The organism is Microcoleus sp. D2_18a_B4, assembly GCF_036702475.1.
GTDB lineage: Bacteria > Cyanobacteriota > Cyanobacteriia > Cyanobacteriales > Microcoleaceae > Microcoleus.
Genome location: NZ_JAUBTL010000033.1, coordinates 8,958 through 25,939 on the forward strand (window position 1 = coordinate 8,958; position 16,982 = coordinate 25,939).

At 46.7% G+C, this 16,982-nt stretch carries 15 protein-coding genes, 1 tRNA gene, 1 pseudogene and 1 other annotated feature; of the genes and pseudogenes, 3 read left to right on the forward strand and 14 right to left on the reverse strand.

Annotated features, from left to right (window positions below; genetic code table 11):
- The coding region (locus QUB04_RS19040) for a CopG family transcriptional regulator (RefSeq protein WP_333286700.1) at window positions 1–1,370 on the forward strand (1,370 nt) is incomplete at its 5' end.
- 185 nt (window positions 1,371–1,555) lie between these two features.
- Window positions 1,556–3,172, forward strand: a complete 1,617-nt coding sequence (locus tag QUB04_RS19045; RefSeq protein ID WP_333286787.1) for an FAD-dependent oxidoreductase — start codon at window positions 1,556–1,558, stop codon at window positions 3,170–3,172.
- A gap of 173 nt (window positions 3,173–3,345) precedes the next feature.
- Here QUB04_RS19045 and rplL read toward each other — a convergent pair whose 3' ends face one another.
- The 9 genes from rplL to rplS form a co-directional block, all read right to left on the reverse strand.
- Window positions 3,346–3,735, reverse strand: a complete 390-nt coding sequence (gene rplL, locus QUB04_RS19050; RefSeq protein ID WP_333286702.1) for a 50S ribosomal protein L7/L12 — start codon at window positions 3,733–3,735, stop codon at window positions 3,346–3,348.
- Between the two features lie 137 nt (window positions 3,736–3,872).
- The gene (rplJ, locus tag QUB04_RS19055; RefSeq protein ID WP_333286704.1) at window positions 3,873–4,523 is read right to left on the reverse strand and encodes a 50S ribosomal protein L10; all 651 of its coding nucleotides are present in this window, start codon (window positions 4,521–4,523) and stop codon (window positions 3,873–3,875) included.
- Window positions 4,524–4,552: 29 nt separating this feature from the next.
- Window positions 4,553–4,725, reverse strand: a sequence feature (ribosomal protein L10 leader region).
- Window positions 4,726–4,833: 108 nt separating this feature from the next.
- Window positions 4,834–5,547 (reverse strand): 50S ribosomal protein L1, encoded by a 714-nt coding sequence (gene rplA / locus QUB04_RS19060; RefSeq protein ID WP_190663916.1) that lies wholly within the window; start codon window positions 5,545–5,547, stop codon window positions 4,834–4,836.
- A gap of 219 nt (window positions 5,548–5,766) precedes the next feature.
- The gene (rplK, locus tag QUB04_RS19065; RefSeq protein WP_006635588.1) at window positions 5,767–6,192 is read right to left on the reverse strand and encodes a 50S ribosomal protein L11; all 426 of its coding nucleotides are present in this window, start codon (window positions 6,190–6,192) and stop codon (window positions 5,767–5,769) included.
- Window positions 6,193–6,195: 3 nt separating this feature from the next.
- Complete coding sequence (gene nusG / locus QUB04_RS19070) at window positions 6,196–6,834, reverse strand: transcription termination/antitermination protein NusG (RefSeq protein WP_242721257.1); 639 nt, start codon at window positions 6,832–6,834, stop codon at window positions 6,196–6,198.
- The gene (gene secE / locus QUB04_RS19075; RefSeq protein WP_333286707.1) at window positions 6,831–7,064 is read right to left on the reverse strand and encodes a preprotein translocase subunit SecE; all 234 of its coding nucleotides are present in this window, start codon (window positions 7,062–7,064) and stop codon (window positions 6,831–6,833) included. Before secE ends, nusG begins: the two co-directional genes overlap by 4 nt.
- Before the next feature lie 151 nt (window positions 7,065–7,215).
- Window positions 7,216–7,425 carry a hypothetical protein gene (locus QUB04_RS19080; protein ID WP_333214733.1) on the reverse strand — a complete coding sequence of 70 codons (210 nt, stop codon included), beginning with the start codon at window positions 7,423–7,425 and terminating at the stop codon, window positions 7,216–7,218.
- Window positions 7,396–7,468: transfer RNA gene (locus QUB04_RS19085), tRNA-Trp, on the reverse strand. The genes QUB04_RS19080 and QUB04_RS19085 overlap by 30 nt, the downstream gene beginning before the upstream one ends.
- 135 nt (window positions 7,469–7,603) lie before the next feature.
- Window positions 7,604–7,987 carry a 50S ribosomal protein L19 gene (gene rplS / locus QUB04_RS19090; RefSeq protein WP_333054363.1) on the reverse strand — a complete coding sequence of 128 codons (384 nt, stop codon included), beginning with the start codon at window positions 7,985–7,987 and terminating at the stop codon, window positions 7,604–7,606.
- A gap of 440 nt (window positions 7,988–8,427) precedes the next feature.
- On the opposite strand from rplS, the gene QUB04_RS19095 reads away from it, so the two are divergent.
- A complete protein-coding gene (locus QUB04_RS19095) occupies window positions 8,428–9,801 on the forward strand; it encodes an inorganic phosphate transporter (RefSeq protein WP_333286709.1) in 1,374 nt (457 codons plus the stop codon).
- Between the two features lie 305 nt (window positions 9,802–10,106).
- Here QUB04_RS19095 and QUB04_RS19100 read toward each other — a convergent pair whose 3' ends face one another.
- From QUB04_RS19100 to QUB04_RS19115, 5 genes and pseudogenes are all read right to left on the reverse strand, one after another.
- A complete protein-coding gene (locus QUB04_RS19100) occupies window positions 10,107–11,429 on the reverse strand; it encodes an acetamidase/formamidase family protein (protein ID WP_333286711.1) in 1,323 nt (440 codons plus the stop codon).
- Between the two features lie 94 nt (window positions 11,430–11,523).
- Window positions 11,524–11,781, reverse strand: a complete 258-nt coding sequence (locus tag QUB04_RS32555) for a HepT-like ribonuclease domain-containing protein (RefSeq protein WP_445301072.1) — start codon at window positions 11,779–11,781, stop codon at window positions 11,524–11,526.
- A pseudogene (locus tag QUB04_RS19105) lies at window positions 11,723–12,280 on the reverse strand (IS701 family transposase); the annotation flags it as partial. The pseudogene QUB04_RS19105 and the gene QUB04_RS32555, both read right to left, overlap by 59 nt.
- A gap of 117 nt (window positions 12,281–12,397) precedes the next feature.
- The gene (locus QUB04_RS19110; protein WP_190663911.1) at window positions 12,398–12,658 is read right to left on the reverse strand and encodes a hypothetical protein; all 261 of its coding nucleotides are present in this window, start codon (window positions 12,656–12,658) and stop codon (window positions 12,398–12,400) included.
- A gap of 160 nt (window positions 12,659–12,818) precedes the next feature.
- Window positions 12,819–16,892, reverse strand: coding sequence for an amino acid adenylation domain-containing protein (locus QUB04_RS19115; protein ID WP_333286714.1), 4,074 nt, complete (start codon window positions 16,890–16,892; stop codon window positions 12,819–12,821).
- Window positions 16,893–16,982 lie beyond the last annotated feature (90 nt).

Here is a 16,982-nt window from a genome sequence, read left to right on the forward strand (position 1 = left end):
TCGCTACCGAAAAGCAAAATCTCGAAAGCCAATTAGCCGAAACTGTAGCGAAGTCAAGTTACGAAAGTTTACAGCAGCAGTTGAGTGAACGCGAAAGTTCGATCGCTTCTTTGCAGCAGCAACTCGCTACCGAAAAGCAAAATCTCGAAAGCCAATTAGCCGAAACTGTAGCGAAGTCAAGTTACGAAAGTTTACAGCAGCAGTTGAGTGAACGCGAAAGTTCGATCGCTTCTTTGCAGCAGCAATTAGCTACCGAAAAGCAAAATCTCGAAAGCCAATTAGCCGAAACTGTAGCGAAGTCAAGTTACGAAAGTTTACAGCAGCAGTTGAGTGAACGCGAAAGTTCGATCGCTTCTTTGCAGCAGCAATTAGCTACCGAAAAGCAAAATCTCGAAAGCCAATTAGCCGAAACTGTAGCGAAGTCAAGTTACGAAAGTTTACAGCAGCAGTTGAGTGAACGCGAAAGTTCGATCGCTTCTTTGCAGCAGCAATTAGCTACCGAAAAGCAAAATCTCGAAAGCCAATTAGCCGAAACTGTAGCGAAGTCAAGTTACGAAAGTTTACAGCAGCAGTTGAGTGAACGCGAAAGTTCGATCGCTTCTTTGCAGCAGCAATTCGCCGAAAAAGACCACCGGGAACACGAGTTTCAGCAACAGCTAGCAGAAAAATCGAGTGCTCTGGAATCTTTGCAGCAGCAAATCGCCGAAAAAGACCACCGGGAACACGAATTTCAGCAACAGCTAGCAGAAAAATCGAGTTCGATCGCATCTTTGCAGCAGCAAGTCGCCGAAAAAGAACACGAGTTTCAGCAACAGCTAGCAGAAAAATCGAGTTCGATCGCATCTTTGCAGCAGCAAATCACCGAAAAAGACCACCGGGAACACGAGTTTCAGCAGCAGCTAGCAGAAAAATCGAGTTCGATCGAATCTTTGCAGCAGCAAGTCGCCGAAAAAGAACACGAGTTTCAGCAGCAGCTAGCAGAAAAATCCAGTGCTCTGGAATCTTTGCACCAGCAACTCGCCGAAAAATCCAGTGCTCTGGAATCTTTGCAGCAGCAATTCGCCACCGAAAAGCAAAATTTGGCACAGCAATTGCAGGAAACCGTGTCGAAGTCGAGTTACGAATCTTTGCAGCACGAGTTAGCCGAAAAGTCAAGTGCGATCGGCGAATTCCAAGTTCAACTAACCAAGTTGCACTCTCTAGAAAATCAATTGAACCAGAGTGCGGCGATACAGCGGAATTACGACGCTTTGCAGCAACAGTCTCAAGAACAGCTAAGAACCATCAAAGCTTTACGGGAACAGCTAGGTCAACTGCAGGCTGTGGCTGGGATTGGCGAAGCTTATCTCAACAAGTGGCGCCGTCCCTGATTTTCTCATCAGCACGGCACTGTCTAACGCTCCGGGTGCGCCCGGAGCACCTTATCCCTAAAACAAAACGTCCTCTAAACTCGACCTCCTTCCTCTTGTAGCGATAGATTTCAACCTGTCGCTACAAGAGCTTTTTATTGCAAAATATGAGCATACTATTAAGAAATATTACAATAAATAAATTTATGACAGGCGATCGCACCCCTTTAGGCAAACCCAGTCCCACAGACACTAAGGGCCGCGTCACGGTAATTGGAGGCGGCATCGGCGGGCTAACAGCAGCCGCCCTCCTAGCCCGCAGAGGATACAAAGTGCTAGTCTTAGACCAGGCGATCGTCCCCGGAGGATGCGCTTCCACCTTCAAACGCAAAGGCTTTACCTTCGATGTCGGCGCCACCCAGGTTGCAGGATTGGAACCCGGAGGCATTCACCACCGAATTTTCTCAGAATTAGACATAGAACTTCCCCCCGCCACACCCTGCGATCCCGCTTGTGCGGTGTTTTTGCCGGGAGAAACCGCACCGATTAGCGTGTGGCGTGATCCGCAAAAGTGGCAGGAAGAAAGGCAGCGGCAGTTTCCCGGAAGCGAACCTTTTTGGCAATTATTGTCTGCATTGTTCAAAGCTAGCTGGAACTTTCAAGGGCGCGATCCAGTTTTACCGCCCAGAAATTTCTGGGATTTCTGGCAATTAATTCAAGCAGTTCGCCCCGATACTCTAATTACTTTGCCTTTCACTTTTATGACAGTGGGAGATGCTTTGCGGCTTTGTGGGTTAGGCGACAATTTGCGCTTGAGAACTTTTCTGGATTTGCAGTTAAAATTGTATTCTCAAGTCGATACCGAAGAAACGGCGCTACTTTACGCGGCGACGGCTTTAGGAGTTTCGCAAGAGCCGCAGGGATTGTATCATCTAGAAGGAAGTATGCAGGTGTTGAGCGATCGACTTGTAGGGGCGATCGAACTTTACGGCGGTCAAGTCTTATTGCGACACACAGTTGAAAGTATTGTCACCGCCAACGGCAAAGCCACCGCTACAGTGATTCGCAATCAAAAAACAGGCGAAGTTTGGACAGAAACAGCCGATCGCATTGTTGCCAACGTGACCGCGCAAAATCTAGTAAAGTTGTTGTCAAGCGAGCCGATTATCGAAAATTTAACAGATAATTTATCGGTTAAATCAGAGACTTCAGAGACAACAAACCAACTGCCAAATCAAATGGCAGGCTACAAATATCGAGTCGATAAATTGCCGCCCGCATCCGGTGCTTTCGTGATATATTTGGGAGTGCATGAAAGCGCAATTCCAGCAAATTGTCCGCCGCACCTTCAGTTTCTTTACGATTACGACGGCGAGATTGGGGAGAATAATTCATTATTTGTTTCAGTCAGTCATCCGGGTGATGGGCGAGCACCGGAGGGAATGGCGACAATTATCGCTTCGTCATTTACTGATACTCGAATATGGTGGAATTCGGTTGATTATGAAGGATTAAAGCAAAAATATACCGCAGGGGCGATCGCCCGTTTGAGCGAATATTTCAATTTGACGCCAGAGTCGATCGTACACCAAGAAGCCGCCACACCCCGAACGTTTGCCCGCTACACAGCGAGAGATAGAGGCGTTGTCGGCGGCATCGGGCAGCGAATACCAACCTTCGGGCCCTTCGGATTTGCCAACCGCACACCAATTAAAAACTTGTGGTTAGTGGGCGACTCCACCCATCCCGGAGAAGGAACTGCCGGTGTTTCCTATTCTGCTTTAACAGTCGTGCGGCAAATGGAAGCCGCCTCTAAAATCTAAGAGGACATGGCAATGCCGTTTCCCTAGCGCAAAAAATAATTAATCGCGCGAGAGATGTAACTATCGCGCGATTAATTTTAGGGAATAGTTAACAGTTAACAGTTAACAGTCAACAGTTAACAGTCAACCATCATTCCGGTGTCACCGGAATTGATATCAACTACATTCTCTGACTACTTAATAGAAATCTTTGCGCCCACAGCTTCAAGCTGTTTCTTCATTTCTTCAGCAGCTTCCTTAGCAATAGCTTCCTTAACTGCTTTCGGTGCGGCTTCTACCAAGTCTTTCGCTTCCTTCAAACCCAGACCGGTAATTGCGCGGACTTCCTTCAGAATTGCGATTTTCTTGTCAGCAGGAACTTCTTCAAGAATCACGCTGAACTCAGTTTGTACTTCTTCGGGTTCAGCAGCGGCAGCAGCAGGGCCGCCCATCATCATCATGCCGCCTACAGGAGCAGCAGCGCTGACGCCGAAAGCTTCTTCAATTTGCTTGACCAATTCAGATGCTTCGAGCAAAGTCAAAGACTTAAGTTTGTCCAAGATTTCATCAGTTGCAGTAGACATTTTTTGAACTCCTAGTTCGATTGTGGATTGTGGATTGTGGATTGGGGATTGCTCATTAATTATGAGTTTCTTGTCTCCAGTCATGAGTTTGTTTCTCAAAACTAACGACTGTTGACTCGTGACTAATTACTAATGAATTACGCAGATGTGCTTTCAGCTTCTGCTGGTGCTTCTGCTTCAGGTTGTGCTGGTGCTTCTGCTTGAGCTTCTGCTGGTGCTTCTGCTTGAGCTTCTGCTGGTGCTTCTGCTTCTACTGCTGCGGAATCGCCGTCTTTTTCAGCATAAGCTTTAAGACCGCGAGCGATCGAAGTAGGAACTTGATTGATACCCACAGCCAACTTGGTTGCGACACCGTTGATAGCGCCAGCAATTTGAGCCATGAGTTGTTCTTTCGACGGCAGATCAGCTAATGCTTTAACATCAGCTTCTTTCAGTACCCGTCCTTCCATCACGCCGCCGCGAAGTTCAGTCTTCTTAGAGACTTTTTGGAATTCTTGGTAAGCTTTAATCGCGCCGCCAATATCTTCTTGCACGAACAGAAACGCCGACGTACCTGTCAGCAATTCTTGTATCGGCTGCCAGGTTTCGTTACCTTCAACAGCAATTCGCATTAGCGTGTTTTTTGCCACTTGGCAACTGCTGCCTTTCGGACGCAAACGCCGACGCAAATCTGTGATTTCAGCAACAGTTAAGCCCGTGTAGTCAATCACGATCGCCAATTGAGATTCGCTCAAGGTTTGCTTGAGGTCTGCAATAATCTCATTTTTTACCGCTAAAGTTTTGCCCATACTTATTTCACCTCCTTTTAGGATCGAAAACTGCCCGTCAAAAACCCCGACCTTCGAGCCGGGGCAGAGAATTAAAAATTAACAAGTCAGAATTAAAAATAGAAAATTTCTAATCTTTGAGTCTTGAGTTTTTATTTCTTCAGCCTCGGCAGGAAATTAAGCGATCGGCACCTGCGGTCTTCAGCTTATTGATTTTTGATTAGGCTATCACTAGAAGGCAGACATAGCAAGGCTATGACGCAAATCTTGTGAGAGATTTACACAGACAGCCGAAGCTGTCTTTTACCTTCTGCCTTCTGCTTAATTCTTTCTACGCAGCATCAAGTTTGGTATCGCGCAGAGCACTGATATCGACTTCGATCGACGGGCCCATTGTTGCGGATACGTACAAACTGCGCCAGTAGCGACCTTTAGCACCAGAAGGACGGTTGCGGTCAACTGTTTCTTGCAAAGCATGAAGGTTGACGAGCAAATCTTCCGCTGAGAAAGCTGCCTTGCCAAACATAACATGAACGATGCCAGTTCGATCGGCACGGAATTCTAGTTTACCACCTTTAAACTCGTTGATCGCCTGAGCAATGTCAGTCGTCACCGTGCCACCTTTCGGAGAAGGCATCAAACCGCGCGGGCCCAACAACCGACCCAATTTTGCCACCAACGGCATCACGTCTGGGGTAGCAATCAGGCAGTCGAAGTCCATCATGCCTTTCTGAATTTCATCGATCAACTCTTCAGAACCAGCAATATCCGCGCCGGCATTTAGGGCTTCTTTAACTTTTTCGCCCTTAGCAATCACCGCAATTCTGACTACTTGACCAGTTCCTTTTGGTAGCGATACAGTTGTCCGCAACTGTTGGTCAGTATATTTCGGGTCAATTCCCAAACGGATGTGAGCTTCAGCAGCTTCGCCAAACTTAGCGGTTGCTGTTTCTTTCAAAAGTTGCAGAGCTTCCAGCGGTAGATAAGGTCTGTCTTCAACTTTCTTTTGAAGTTCTTGCAGTCTTCGCGATACTTTCTTTGCCATTGTTATCTCCTGGGGTCAGTCGATTTTAGATTTTAGATTTTAGATTTTAGATTGAACCTATCGGACAATCTTAAAATCTACCAGTTTTCGGTTACTAGCGAAGCTTTGCTTCTCCCCCTGAACCGACTTAGGATTTGCGATTTGAGCTTGAAGATTTTAGCTTCAAAATCCTGAATTACTGACAACTGCCAACTGTCAACTGACAACTGACAACTGACTTCAATCCGCGATCGCCACGCCCATATTTTTAGCCGTTCCTGCCACAATTTTCATAGCAGCCTCAACATCATTAGCATTGAGGTCAGGCATTTTGGTTTCAGCGATTTCTCGTAACTGAGCCTGTGTAATCGTCCCTACTTGCTTGCGATTAGGTTCTCCCGAACCCTTAGCAATGCCAGCAGCTTTTTGAATCAAAACCGACGCCGGCGGGGTTTTGAGAATAAATGTAAAACTGCGGTCTTCAAAAACCGAAATTTCTACCGGAACCACCAGACCCGCTTGGTCTGCGGTTCTAGCATTGTACTCCTTGCAAAACATCATAATATTGACGCCGTGCTGACCCAGAGCTGGGCCGATCGGAGGAGCTGGGTTGGCTTTTCCCGCCGTAATCGCCAACTTAATTACTGCAACAACTTTCTTTGCCATTAGTTAGTTCTGTTTCTGAACCTGATTGAACTCCAATTCTACAGGCGTATCGCGCCCAAAAATCGAGAGTAAAACTTTGAGCTTGTTTCGTTCCGGGCTAACTTCAATCACATCACCTTCAAAATCTTTAAATGGCCCGGAAAGTACCACAACGTGGTCTCCAGTAGACATCGATACTTTGACAACTGGTTCTGATTCCTGAGCGTTTCTGAAGATCCGTTCTACTTCTGAATGACTCAGAGGTAGCGGTTTGACGTGACCCCTGCCGCGCCCGTAGCGGCGTTTCTGCTCTGCCCCGACAAAATTAATTACATTCGGGGTATTCTTGATCACCTGCCACGTATCCTCGTCCATAAACATACGGATGAGTACGTAGCCGGGAAAGATTTTTTCATCTGACTGCCGCCTGGAACCGTCTTTGCCGACTTTGATTGCCGGAGTTTGCGGAATTTCTACTTGAACGATGCGATCGGCAACATCCAAAGTTTGAATCCGCTGATCCAAGTTTGCCTTCACCCGCTTCTCGCAGCCAGAGGCAACTTGAACAGCATACCAGCGAGCATCAATCTCCGGCACATCTGGCGATGCTGCCTGTCCCGTCGCTTCTGTGGAATACTCAGATTCTTCTGATGCAAAAGTCATGGCCCAAACACCTTTCCCGCGCCCCAGTTAAAGAAATTATCCACAAAATAGATCAGGCTTGCTGAGAGGATTACCATCAAAAGCACGGCCAAAGACTCGCTGATTAGCTGCTGCCTGCTGGGCCAAACCACTTTGTCGAGTTCTTCTCTAGTTTCCTTTAAAAAACCCGTAGGATTAAACCCAGGCGCCGTCATTTCTTGAGTTTCTTGAGCTTCGTCTTTTTTCGCCACGATTCAATCCCCCTTGCGATTTTAGATTTTAGATTTTAGATTTTAGATGGTGTGAGTGGCCCGCGGCTCTCAGATTTTGTGACACTAACCACTTACGCCCAAGTCCCAAATCTCAAATCTAAAGCCACGACTTTTTTACAAGCCCAACCTTTCAACTGTGTAACTGCCGATCGCCGAAACCGACGATCGAGAAGCGACACCGAGCATTTGTTGATGGCATTTTTTGCGAACCGCCCACAAAAATTAATTCTACCCGAAAGTTTGCGGTTTTGACTGTTGCCAGCCAATAATCCGGGCGCTTTCGGGCAGAATTTAAAGTTTGGTGATTCAGCGCGCCCTGGAGGACTTGAACCCCCGACATCAGGTTTTGGAGACCTGCGTTCTACCAACTGAACTAAGAGCGCACAGGTGAGGTTGCTGAAATTCGCTTAACCTCTAGATTTCTATTTTAACACAGTGCGCTCTTAAATGGGAAACTTTTTTTTTGAAATTTCTCAATTTCCCATGAACCATGAACCAAGGGGAAGCTGGGTGCATTCCTACAGGGAGCGATCGAACCGCTGTTTGACGCGAGTAGCTTTGCCCACCCGATCGCGCAGGTAGTAAAGTTTTGCTCTGCGGACTTTCCCGCGGCGCATCACTTGGATCGTGGCGATGCGGGGCGAGTGAATCAAAAACACCCGTTCCACTCCGACGCCCTGGAACACGCGGCGAACGGTGATTGTTTCATTAATCCCACCGTTACGCATGGCAATCACAGTCCCTTCGTAGGGCTGAACCCGTTCTTTGTTACCCTCTTTAATTCTTACGCCGACTCGCACTGTGTCGCCCACGTAAATTTCGGGAACTTGTTTATTGAGTTCTTGCTTGACTCTATCTATTTCTGCCGTTTCGATCGAACGGATTATTTCTGCGCCTTTCATAAAAAAACTCGGTAAGTGGGACACTCAGTGGCTTGAGCCAAGAGAGGGAAACGACACGAGCGGTTTAAACCGCCTACCCCTTTCGGGGCTAGACAAGTAGAGGAATGGTACTTGTCTAATCCCTGTATTGCCGGGAGCGCCTTGCCATTCCAGTAATGTTAGCTTCGCCCATGTTTTAAGAGCTTTTTAGACTTGCAACACTGTCTCAGTGACCTTAAGACTGTTTAATTGCAAATGACAGAGCAGGAAACTAGCTACGCATTTCCAGGTGTCGTGACTCAAAAAACGTAGTCAGTTAAGACTGAGGCTGGTCAGTACGGCTTGCGGGAATTGCTCTTGCAAGCCCAGTGTCTTTTAGACCTGGGTTACTGACGGGATTTACCAAAACTCACAATCCCTTATCATATATCGAACTACCAGTTTTATGTCAAAAAATTTCTATGTTAGATACCTCTGGACTCGTATTTCTGCAATTGGGCGCAATGGCTGCACTGGCCTTGTACGTCGCCGCCAACTTGGGGGCCAACGATGTCGCTAACTCGATGGGGACATCCGTAGGCTCGAAGGCGCTAACGCTGCGGCAGGCAATAATTGTTGCAGGCATACTGGAGTTTTCCGGCGCAGTGCTGTTCGGGCAAGGAGTTTCCGAAACTCTCGCAACAGGAGTTGTGAATGCAGAAGTTTTCGCGGCCAAACCGCAAGTATTTTTAATCGGGATGGTATCAGTGCTGATAGCTTGCGGGATATGGCTGCAAATCGCTACCAGTCGAGGTTTGCCGGTTTCTTCATCCCATGCAGTGGTGGGCGCGATCGCGGGTTTTAGCTGTGTTGCAGCCGGAATTAATGCAGTTGATTGGCGAACCATCGGCACCATCTCCCTAACTTGGGTGGCGACACCTGTTGCCAGCGGTGCTTTAGCGGCGCTATTTTACAGTGTGGTGAAGTATTCGATTCTCGATCGACCAGATCCTCTATCTCAAATGCGCGAGTGGATACCTTGGCTGAGTGCAGCAATGCTGAGCGTATTTGGGATAATTGTACTGCCGTCTGTTGTGAATGTCGCTTTCGTGCAGACAGGGGCGATCGCCGCCGCGCACGATCGATTTGGCTGGAATCTTCCAATTCACGATATTGTCATTGGCATCGGGGCAATAGCTGCGATCGCCTTGACACTCAATAGCTGGAAAAAATTAGAATCAGTTGAGAAGGAAGAAGAAAGAAGGAAGAAGGAAGAAGGAAGAGGAGATAAGGGATTCGGCCCAAGTACAAACTCCTCCCCCACTCCGAAACTCCCTCACTCTCCCATCGAGCAACAAATGGCGAGATTTCAAGTCTTGAGCGCCTGTTTTGTAGCATTTTCCCACGGTTCAAACGACGTAGGCAATGCAGTTGCTCCCCTAGCTGCGATCGCCTACATCCGGCGGACAGGTTCCTTTCCCTCAGAGGATTTCAGCGTTCCCCTGTGGATTTTAGTCCTCGGAGGCGCAGGAATAGTCATCGGTTTAACCATCTGGGGCAAAAATGTAATAGCCACAGTCGGCGAAAAGATCATCGAACTCCAACCAAGCGGCGGATTTTGCGCGGAATTAGCCACAGCCACCACAGTCTTGCTAGCATCCCGCTTCGGTTTGCCAGTTTCCACATCCCACGCTTTAGTGGGTGCAGTTGTCGGAGTCGGGCTGATCAAAGCTTGGAAAACAGTACGCCTGCAAACTTTGCTGTCAATTGGTTCGGCTTGGCTGGTGACAATTCCGATCGCAGCAGGTTTGGCTGCTATCATCTTCAGCATCGCGCAATCCATTGGGCAATTTTAGATTTTAGATTGAGGCATTTCAGAACAGTCATCAGTCAACAGTCAACAGTCAACAGTTAACTAATCCGGCGTTGCTGAATACAGGTATGAATGGAAGATTTCGGAATTGCTATAAGCCCTCGGAGGGTGAGTTTTGTAACATCAAGCGAAAAGTTGCTTCATACCGTGAATCAGCAACGCCCAAATTTAATTCTGGTAAGCCAAGTTAATGATCTTCAAGTCCCCCTTTTGTTGGCGTAGCCTCTCCAAAGGACATAGGGGGATTTAGGGGGATCGCACCACCACTTATCTGAACGCAAACTGCTGTTAACTTCTGACCCAGAGAGACTTGGGCATCAAGCAATGTAGATGTTTTGCTCCCGGCTCTATTTTGCCAATCCGTGCATCCATGGCTAAACTGGCAAGGGAATAGGCATCAAGGGGTACAAGTCCTTTTAGGGTCTGCATTCTCTCAATAAGACTCATAGCCGCCATGTTCATAGCCTGCATTGCATCACCATCGATGGCATGGGTGACAAAACTATCTGAGGTATCAGTGGTAGGGTTAGGGGCAAGGACTGGAGTTGGTTGTTTCGGTAACATGCAATAGACCCCTTTTAGTTGATTGACCACCTCTGCTACTCGACAATCACCGTAGTTTGCCATGTATTGACGAGCTTCAGTAGTGTTTAAGCCTTTAGATTCAGCAAGAAATTTTAGGGTTTCTTCTTCCAGAATATTGAGCGCAATATTGAGGTCTCGATCATAACCCATCGTTATCCAATGAGTATCTGACTCAATCCGTGGCCAAGTCAGGCGTTTACCCTTAATTACTTCTACAGTCAGGTTCAGTTCATTAAAGGCAGACTCGATCGCTGTTAAATTAATCTCACCATTACCTTGCACCGCATGGGAATCCCCAGACCACAATAAAGCTCCATCCACAAACACTGGTAAGTAAATCGTTGTGCCTTCTACTAATTCTCTACAGTCGAGGTTTCCGCCAAAAGGTCCAGGGGGTACGGTGCTATATTGTCCACTTTCAGCCCTCGCCACCCCAAGAATACCGGGGAACGGACGCACAGGTAATTCAATCCCCGGCAAAAATTCTGTAACCCCACGCTTGAGGTCAAGGAAGAAATGTTTTACTTGGGGTTCCGGGAAGCTAGTTGGGAATTGCCCTAGGGCAAGATTACCCGGCAGGTTCCAGTTGGAGCCATAGGTACGAGGCACAATCCGATTAATTTTGACTTTGAGAGTATCTCCGGGTGCTGCGCCCTCTACAAAGATCGGCCCTGTAATCGTATGGGGTCCACGACCGGGATTATTTACCCGCAGTCTAGTAATTTCTTCGATCGATACCCCCGGCAAAACTTGATTCATGGAAGCCATCATGGTTTCCATGACAACGGTGTCCCCTGATTTAATCCGAGCGCGGGGTGTCTCTGCATTATTAAACCAACCCCATTGGACTGTCTCATCATTGGCTGGCAGTAAGTACACACCACCCTGATACTGTCCCACATATCCTTCCTGTAAAGCTGCCATTTCCGATCGATTGGTTGGAGTTTGAGCAATCAATTTATTTGGTAACAAGGTCGCAGCCGCAGCTACAGTCCCACCAAGAAGAAAATCACGTCGATTCGGCATAGCTTGCTTTTTTATGGTAAATGTCTGTAATCCCCTGATCCATCTAGATCAAAGCAAATATATTATTCAGGCTTATTCTTTGAGAATTTGTTATCTAAAATACAAATAGCTTAGAAAAGGAATAAACACTCACCATAAATCTATATCTTAAAGATGACAGATTTGGAGCATATTTATATCTAATGTCTGAAAAAATAAGGATATTTCTGAGTCCGGTGATTTTTCGCCACTCAATTTCTGGATATTGAGACCGTACTTCTAGAGGGATATTTTTAACGGGACTTAAACAAATTTCAAGCCCCAATAAAGCCCAAACTAGCTTTGTAAGCAGAGAATACGTCCCAATTTTCATTCAGCCACTTGACAAACCTAAAAGATATTGCTGTCAGAAATGCTTCAAGCGCTTCCGTAAAGGTGTTTAAAGGTTTATTTGCCCATCTACGTCTTAATCCGCAGGTTAAGGTATGCCAGAGGATAAAACTGTAGGCACAAAATACCCAAATTAAATGCCTCATTAGACTGCGTTTATCTCTCACTTGATATTCTTTTAACCCTAACCATCCCTTGGCTTATCGATAGAAAACTTCTACCCAATTTCTTTGGGAGTAGGTCTTTACTACCCACTCTTATGTTGCTGTTGATAACTCCACATTAGTCATCAAATAATCAATTTCACTGGCTTGTTCGACAGTCGCCGCATTCATGACGATGGCTACTACTTTCTTGCCTGTATACTTTGATAACTCGATTTCCATTGTCGCTACCCATAACGTTCTGGGTTTTTCTCCTGGGAGTTGAATAAGCGTGAAAGTTTCGGAGGGTAAGGCTCTTGCTAAATCATCTACTCGAATTTCGGCGTTGCTGAATACAAGTATGAATTCAAGTTTTCGGAATGGCTATAAGCCAAGTAGAGTGAGTTTTGTAACATCAAGCGAAAAGTTTATTCATACCGTGAATCAGCAACCCCACTAATCCTTCTGATTGCCTCGGTTGGGATAAACTCGTGAAGGCAAAAGCTTCCAAGCCGCAGCATCTGCACCCCAGTTGCGAAAAATCTTCACTGAAGCGAAAATTTTAGCGAAACGCCAATTATAGCAACGTTTCCAGTCAGGAGGCCACTGGGCGGTTTCGTCAGCGGCTTGCAAAGCTCTGACTTCAGCTTCGAGTGCTGCGGCGTGGCGCTGCATGATGATTTCTAGTTGCAAAAAGTGTTCTTCGGGCGATCGCAATTTTTTGACATCCTAACTACAAGCGTGATAAAGCGTATTCCAGTACAGTAGGGACACCGCAATGCCGTGTCCCTTTAGTCTCATAAAACTCTGAGGACTTTAGTCCTCACTACAAACGTGATAAAGATTATTTTATTCGACACACAAGCACGCGGGTTCCTCAATCACTTAATTCCTCCTCAAAGCAATGCTTCAGCTTGTGAGCCAGCACCTCAACGTTAGGCTTTCTCAACATAGTAAGATGATTCCCCGGAACCCTAATCACCTCTACTCTTTGAGTCGTTAATTCACTCCAGCCAAGAGTCGGATCTTGATGATTCATGCTTAGCTTTTCCCTCGATCTAAACAGAGTAATTCGCTGCGGATAAATTTTCGGTACATAGCTGAGAGTTGCTTGACTATTAGCCTGAAATACAGTAAACATTGAGGGAATTGCCAGCTCGCGCCAGCTCCGTTCTTTTGACTCCTGAGATAGGATGCTAACCATAACGGCCTGTTTCCAATTCCAGCGAGACAAAAAATTAGCTACTAGATTAAGCATCTTATTTAATTTCGGAAATTTGACCGCAATACCGCCACTTTGAACATTTTCCGCAGCAGCCACCAAGCGAAAATAATCTACTACAAAAGGCCAGATAGAGCGCGAAACAGTAGTCATAATAAACTTGCAACCGTCCCAAAAAGAAGGTTTGTTAGCAGAAACCGGCGCTAAAGTATCCAGCACAGCAAGTAAAGCCACTTCATCCCCCGCTGCGAGCAACTGTTGAGCCATCTCAAAAGCCACCAAACCTCCAAAAGACCAGCCTCCTAAAAAATAAGGCCCTTTCGGTTGAACGGTACGCAAGGCTGCGATGTAGTCAGCCGCCATTTCTTCAATGCTAGTTAACGGAGAACTTTTGCCGTCAATACCCTTTGGCTGCAGCCCGTAAAACGGTTGATTTTCTCCTAGTTGAAATGCTAACTCGACATAAGGAAACACGACGCCAAAGATGGGATGGACGCAGAAGAACGGGGGATTTTTACCGCGAGGCTTAATTGCAACTAAAGGCGACCATTCTAGAGAATTTGTTTCTGAAGATAGCGAATCGGCTAAACCTTCAATTGTCGGATTTAAAAAAAGAGCAGACAGCGGCAACTCGCGCTGAAATTGCTGGTTAATCTCATTGATGAGGCGGATTGCCAGCAGGGAATCTCCACCCAAATCGAAGAAGTTATCGCGAATGCCAACGCACTCTGTGTTGAGGATTGCGATCCAAATTTGGGCGAGGGTTGACTCGGTTGGTGTGCGAGGTGCAAGGCAGCTTTGATCTATTGAATTGCGAGTTACATTTTCCGGTGCAGGTAGGCGCAGGCGGTCAATTTTGCCATTGGGAGTTAGGGGCAGAAAATCCATCGCCACAAAAGCACTGGGAATCATGTAATTGGGCAGTTGTTGTTTGAGGAAATTGCGTATTTCCCCGGAATTAAACGTCTGATTTTGATTGGGAACGACATAAGCAACTAGGCGTTTGTTGCCCGACAAATCATCCACAGCAACCGCCGCTGTTTCTTTGACTGCTGGATGCTGAACCAGCAGCGCTTCAATTTCTCCCAATTCTATTCGATAACCGCGAATTTTTACCTGTTCGTCAGTGCGGCCTAAAAACTCAATATTGCCGTCTGGAAAATAGCGCGCTAAGTCACCAGTTTTATAAATTCGTTCTCCTGCTTTCTGGCTAAACGGATTAGCAATAAATCGCTGGGCGGTTAATTCGGGGCGCTTCAGGTAGCCTCGCGCCAATCCGCTGCCGCCGATGTACAATTCACCGGGAATTCCAACGGGTACAGGCTGTAAATTTTTATCTAAAATATAGAGTTGAGTGTTAGCTATTGGGTGGCCGATTGGTGGTTTTTTGCGTGAAGCGAAGCTATCCCGCTGGGAATCGCCAATTTCGGCCAAACTTGACCAGACTGTCGCTTCTGTAGGGCCGTAAGCGTTAAAAAATCTGCGCCTGGAAGCCCAGCGTTTAACAATATCCGGGGAACAGGATTCGCCAGCACAAATGATTGTTTGCAGTGCGGGCAGTTCGGCGTTTGGAAGGACAGCTAGCAGCGAGGGCGGGAGGGTAGCGTGGGTAATAGCATTGTCCTGCAAAAATTGGATTAATGTTTGTCCTGGCAACAAAGATTCTTTCTTGGCACAGTAAAGTGTTGCTCCGGTTCCTAATGCCATGACAATCTCAAAGATTGAGGCATCAAAACTCAGGGATGCGAATTGCAAAATGCGGTGATTTGAGTTTAAGTTAAAAGCTTCTATTTGAGCTAGAGCTAAGTTGTATAGTCCCCGATGTTCGATTAAAACGCCTTTGGGTTTTCCGGTTGAACCAGATGTGTAAATGACGTAGGCTAGGTTTTCTGGTAGGATATTTGTAGTTGGGTTTTCTGGGCTTTGTCGGGCGATAATTTCTCGGTCGGAGTCCAAACACACTACTGAAAAAACTCCGTAATTTTCCGGCTGCGTCAAGTTGTTTGCTAAGTGCTGTTGAGTTACCAAAATCGACACCTGAGCATCTTCTAACATGAAGTTAAGGCGCTCTTGAGGATAAGTTGGATCTAAAGGCAGGTAGGCTGCGCCTGCTTTGATAATGCCTAGCAATCCGACGATCGCATCTAAGGAACGTTCTACACAAAAGCCCACTAAAACTTCTGGTGCTGCTCCCAATTGCTGCAAGTAACGTGCAAGTTGGTTGGCTCGGCTGTTGAGTTGGCGGTAGGTTAACTGCTGGTTTTCAAAGACGGCTGCGACAGCATCGGGCGTTAGCGCGACTCGATCTTCAAATAGCTGATGGAAACACTGGTTTTGCGGATAATCTCTCTGAGTGTCATTCCAATCGATTAATAGTTGCTGGTATTCTGGCGCTGTCAGCAAAGCCAAGTCGCTGAGGTGCTGTTTGGAATTGGCAACAATGGCTTCAAGCAGCGTTTGGAAATGTCCCGCCATCCGCGCAATTGTAGCGCTATCAAATAAATCTGTGCTGTAGACAAATTGCCCTTGAATAATTCCTGCATTTTCCCACAAGTGGCACTCTAAATCTAGCTTGGCAGTTCCTGCGTCAAAGTCGATCGCCTCGAAAGCGATTCCCGGCAATTCTAGCGCTGCTACAGGAGTGTTTTGCAGGCTGAAACTAACTTGAAATAGGGGGTTACGACTCAACTCGCGATCGGGGTGCATTTCCTCAACCAACTTCTCGAAGGGCAAATCTTGGTGAGCGTAGGCTGCCATTGCGACGTTTTTTACCCGATGCAATAGTTCCCGAAAAGTGGGATTTCCTGATAAATCTGCACGCAGCACCAAACTGTTGACAAAAAAACCTATTAATGCTTCTATTTCGCTCTGGTTGCGATTGGCGATCGGCGTTCCTACTGCAATATCTACTTGTCCTGTATAGCGGTACAGCAAAGTTTGAAAAGCGGCTAGTAGAGTGATAAATAAAGTCGCGCTTTCTTGCTGGCTCAATGACTTTAGCGCCTCGCTCAAAGCAGGTGATAGCGTTATAAATTGTTTGGCGCCGCGGTAGGATGGAACGGCTGGTCTTTGCCTGTCTGTTGGTAGATTAAGTGTGGTAATTCCGTTTAACTGCTGTCGCCAATAAGCTAACTGCGTTTCTAATACTTCGCCCTGCAACCATTGGTGCTGCCATTCTGCAAAGTCGGCGTACTGCACGGGCAGTGCTGGTAAGTGCGATCGCTCATTTTTAACAAATGCTGTGTAGAGCGTTCCCAGCTCTCGAATTAGCACTCCAATCGACCAACCATCAGCCACAATATGATGTAAATTCAGCAACAATATATGTTCGCTTTCACTGAGTTGTAACAGCGTTACTTTGAATAACGGCCCGGCGGCTAAATCGAAAGGGCATTGCGCTGCATCGGTTGCGAGTTGCAGCGCTGCGGTTTCCTGCTGGTTGGGCGAGAGATTTTGTAAGTCGATTGTGGGGAGGGATACGGTTAAAATGGGAGCAATAATTTGTACGAGTTCCCCTTCCAAAAGCGTAAAAGTGGTGCGTAAAGTTTCGTGCCGCTGCACAATTTCGTTGAAGGTTTGCTCTAAGGATCTTAAGTTGAGGGAACCTGTTAAGCGGAGTGCTGTTGAGACATTGTAGAAAGGATTGCCCGGTGCTAATTGATTGAGGAACCACAGCCGCTGCTGGGCAAAGGATGCGGGGAATACAAAAACTTCTATTTCTTGCTGCATATTTCTCGAAACTGCACCTGTTCAACAGCCATCATTTTTATTGACTTTCTAGATTATATCTCTTGCACTCATTCACAAACCCTCTTAAAA

Bases quoted from the DNA above. Each gene is read 5' to 3' on its own strand.
- rplK (WP_006635588.1), bottom strand. From the start codon at position 6,192: ATGGCAAAGAAAGTTGTTGCAGTAATTAAGTTGGCGATTACGGCGGGA.
- nusG (WP_242721257.1), bottom strand. From the start codon at position 6,834: ATGACTTTTGCATCAGAAGAATCTGAGTATTCCACAGAAGCGACGGGA.
- QUB04_RS32555 (WP_445301072.1), bottom strand. From the start codon at position 11,781: ATGAAAATTGGGACGTATTCTCTGCTTACAAAGCTAGTTTGGGCTTTA.
- rplL (WP_333286702.1), bottom strand. From the start codon at position 3,735: ATGTCTACTGCAACTGATGAAATCTTGGACAAACTTAAGTCTTTGACT.
- QUB04_RS19045 (WP_333286787.1), top strand. From the start codon at position 1,556: ATGACAGGCGATCGCACCCCTTTAGGCAAACCCAGTCCCACAGACACT.
- QUB04_RS19115 (WP_333286714.1), bottom strand. From the start codon at position 16,892: ATGCAGCAAGAAATAGAAGTTTTTGTATTCCCCGCATCCTTTGCCCAG.
- QUB04_RS19080 (WP_333214733.1), bottom strand. From the start codon at position 7,425: ATGTCGGGGGTTCAAGTCCTCCAGGGCGCGCTGAATCACCAAACTTTA.
- rplJ (WP_333286704.1), bottom strand. From the start codon at position 4,523: ATGGGCAAAACTTTAGCGGTAAAAAATGAGATTATTGCAGACCTCAAG.
- rplS (WP_333054363.1), bottom strand. From the start codon at position 7,987: ATGAAAGGCGCAGAAATAATCCGTTCGATCGAAACGGCAGAAATAGAT.
- QUB04_RS19100 (WP_333286711.1), bottom strand. From the start codon at position 11,429: ATGCCGAATCGACGTGATTTTCTTCTTGGTGGGACTGTAGCTGCGGCT.
- QUB04_RS19095 (WP_333286709.1), top strand. From the start codon at position 8,428: ATGTTAGATACCTCTGGACTCGTATTTCTGCAATTGGGCGCAATGGCT.
- rplA (WP_190663916.1), bottom strand. From the start codon at position 5,547: ATGGCAAAGAAAGTATCGCGAAGACTGCAAGAACTTCAAAAGAAAGTT.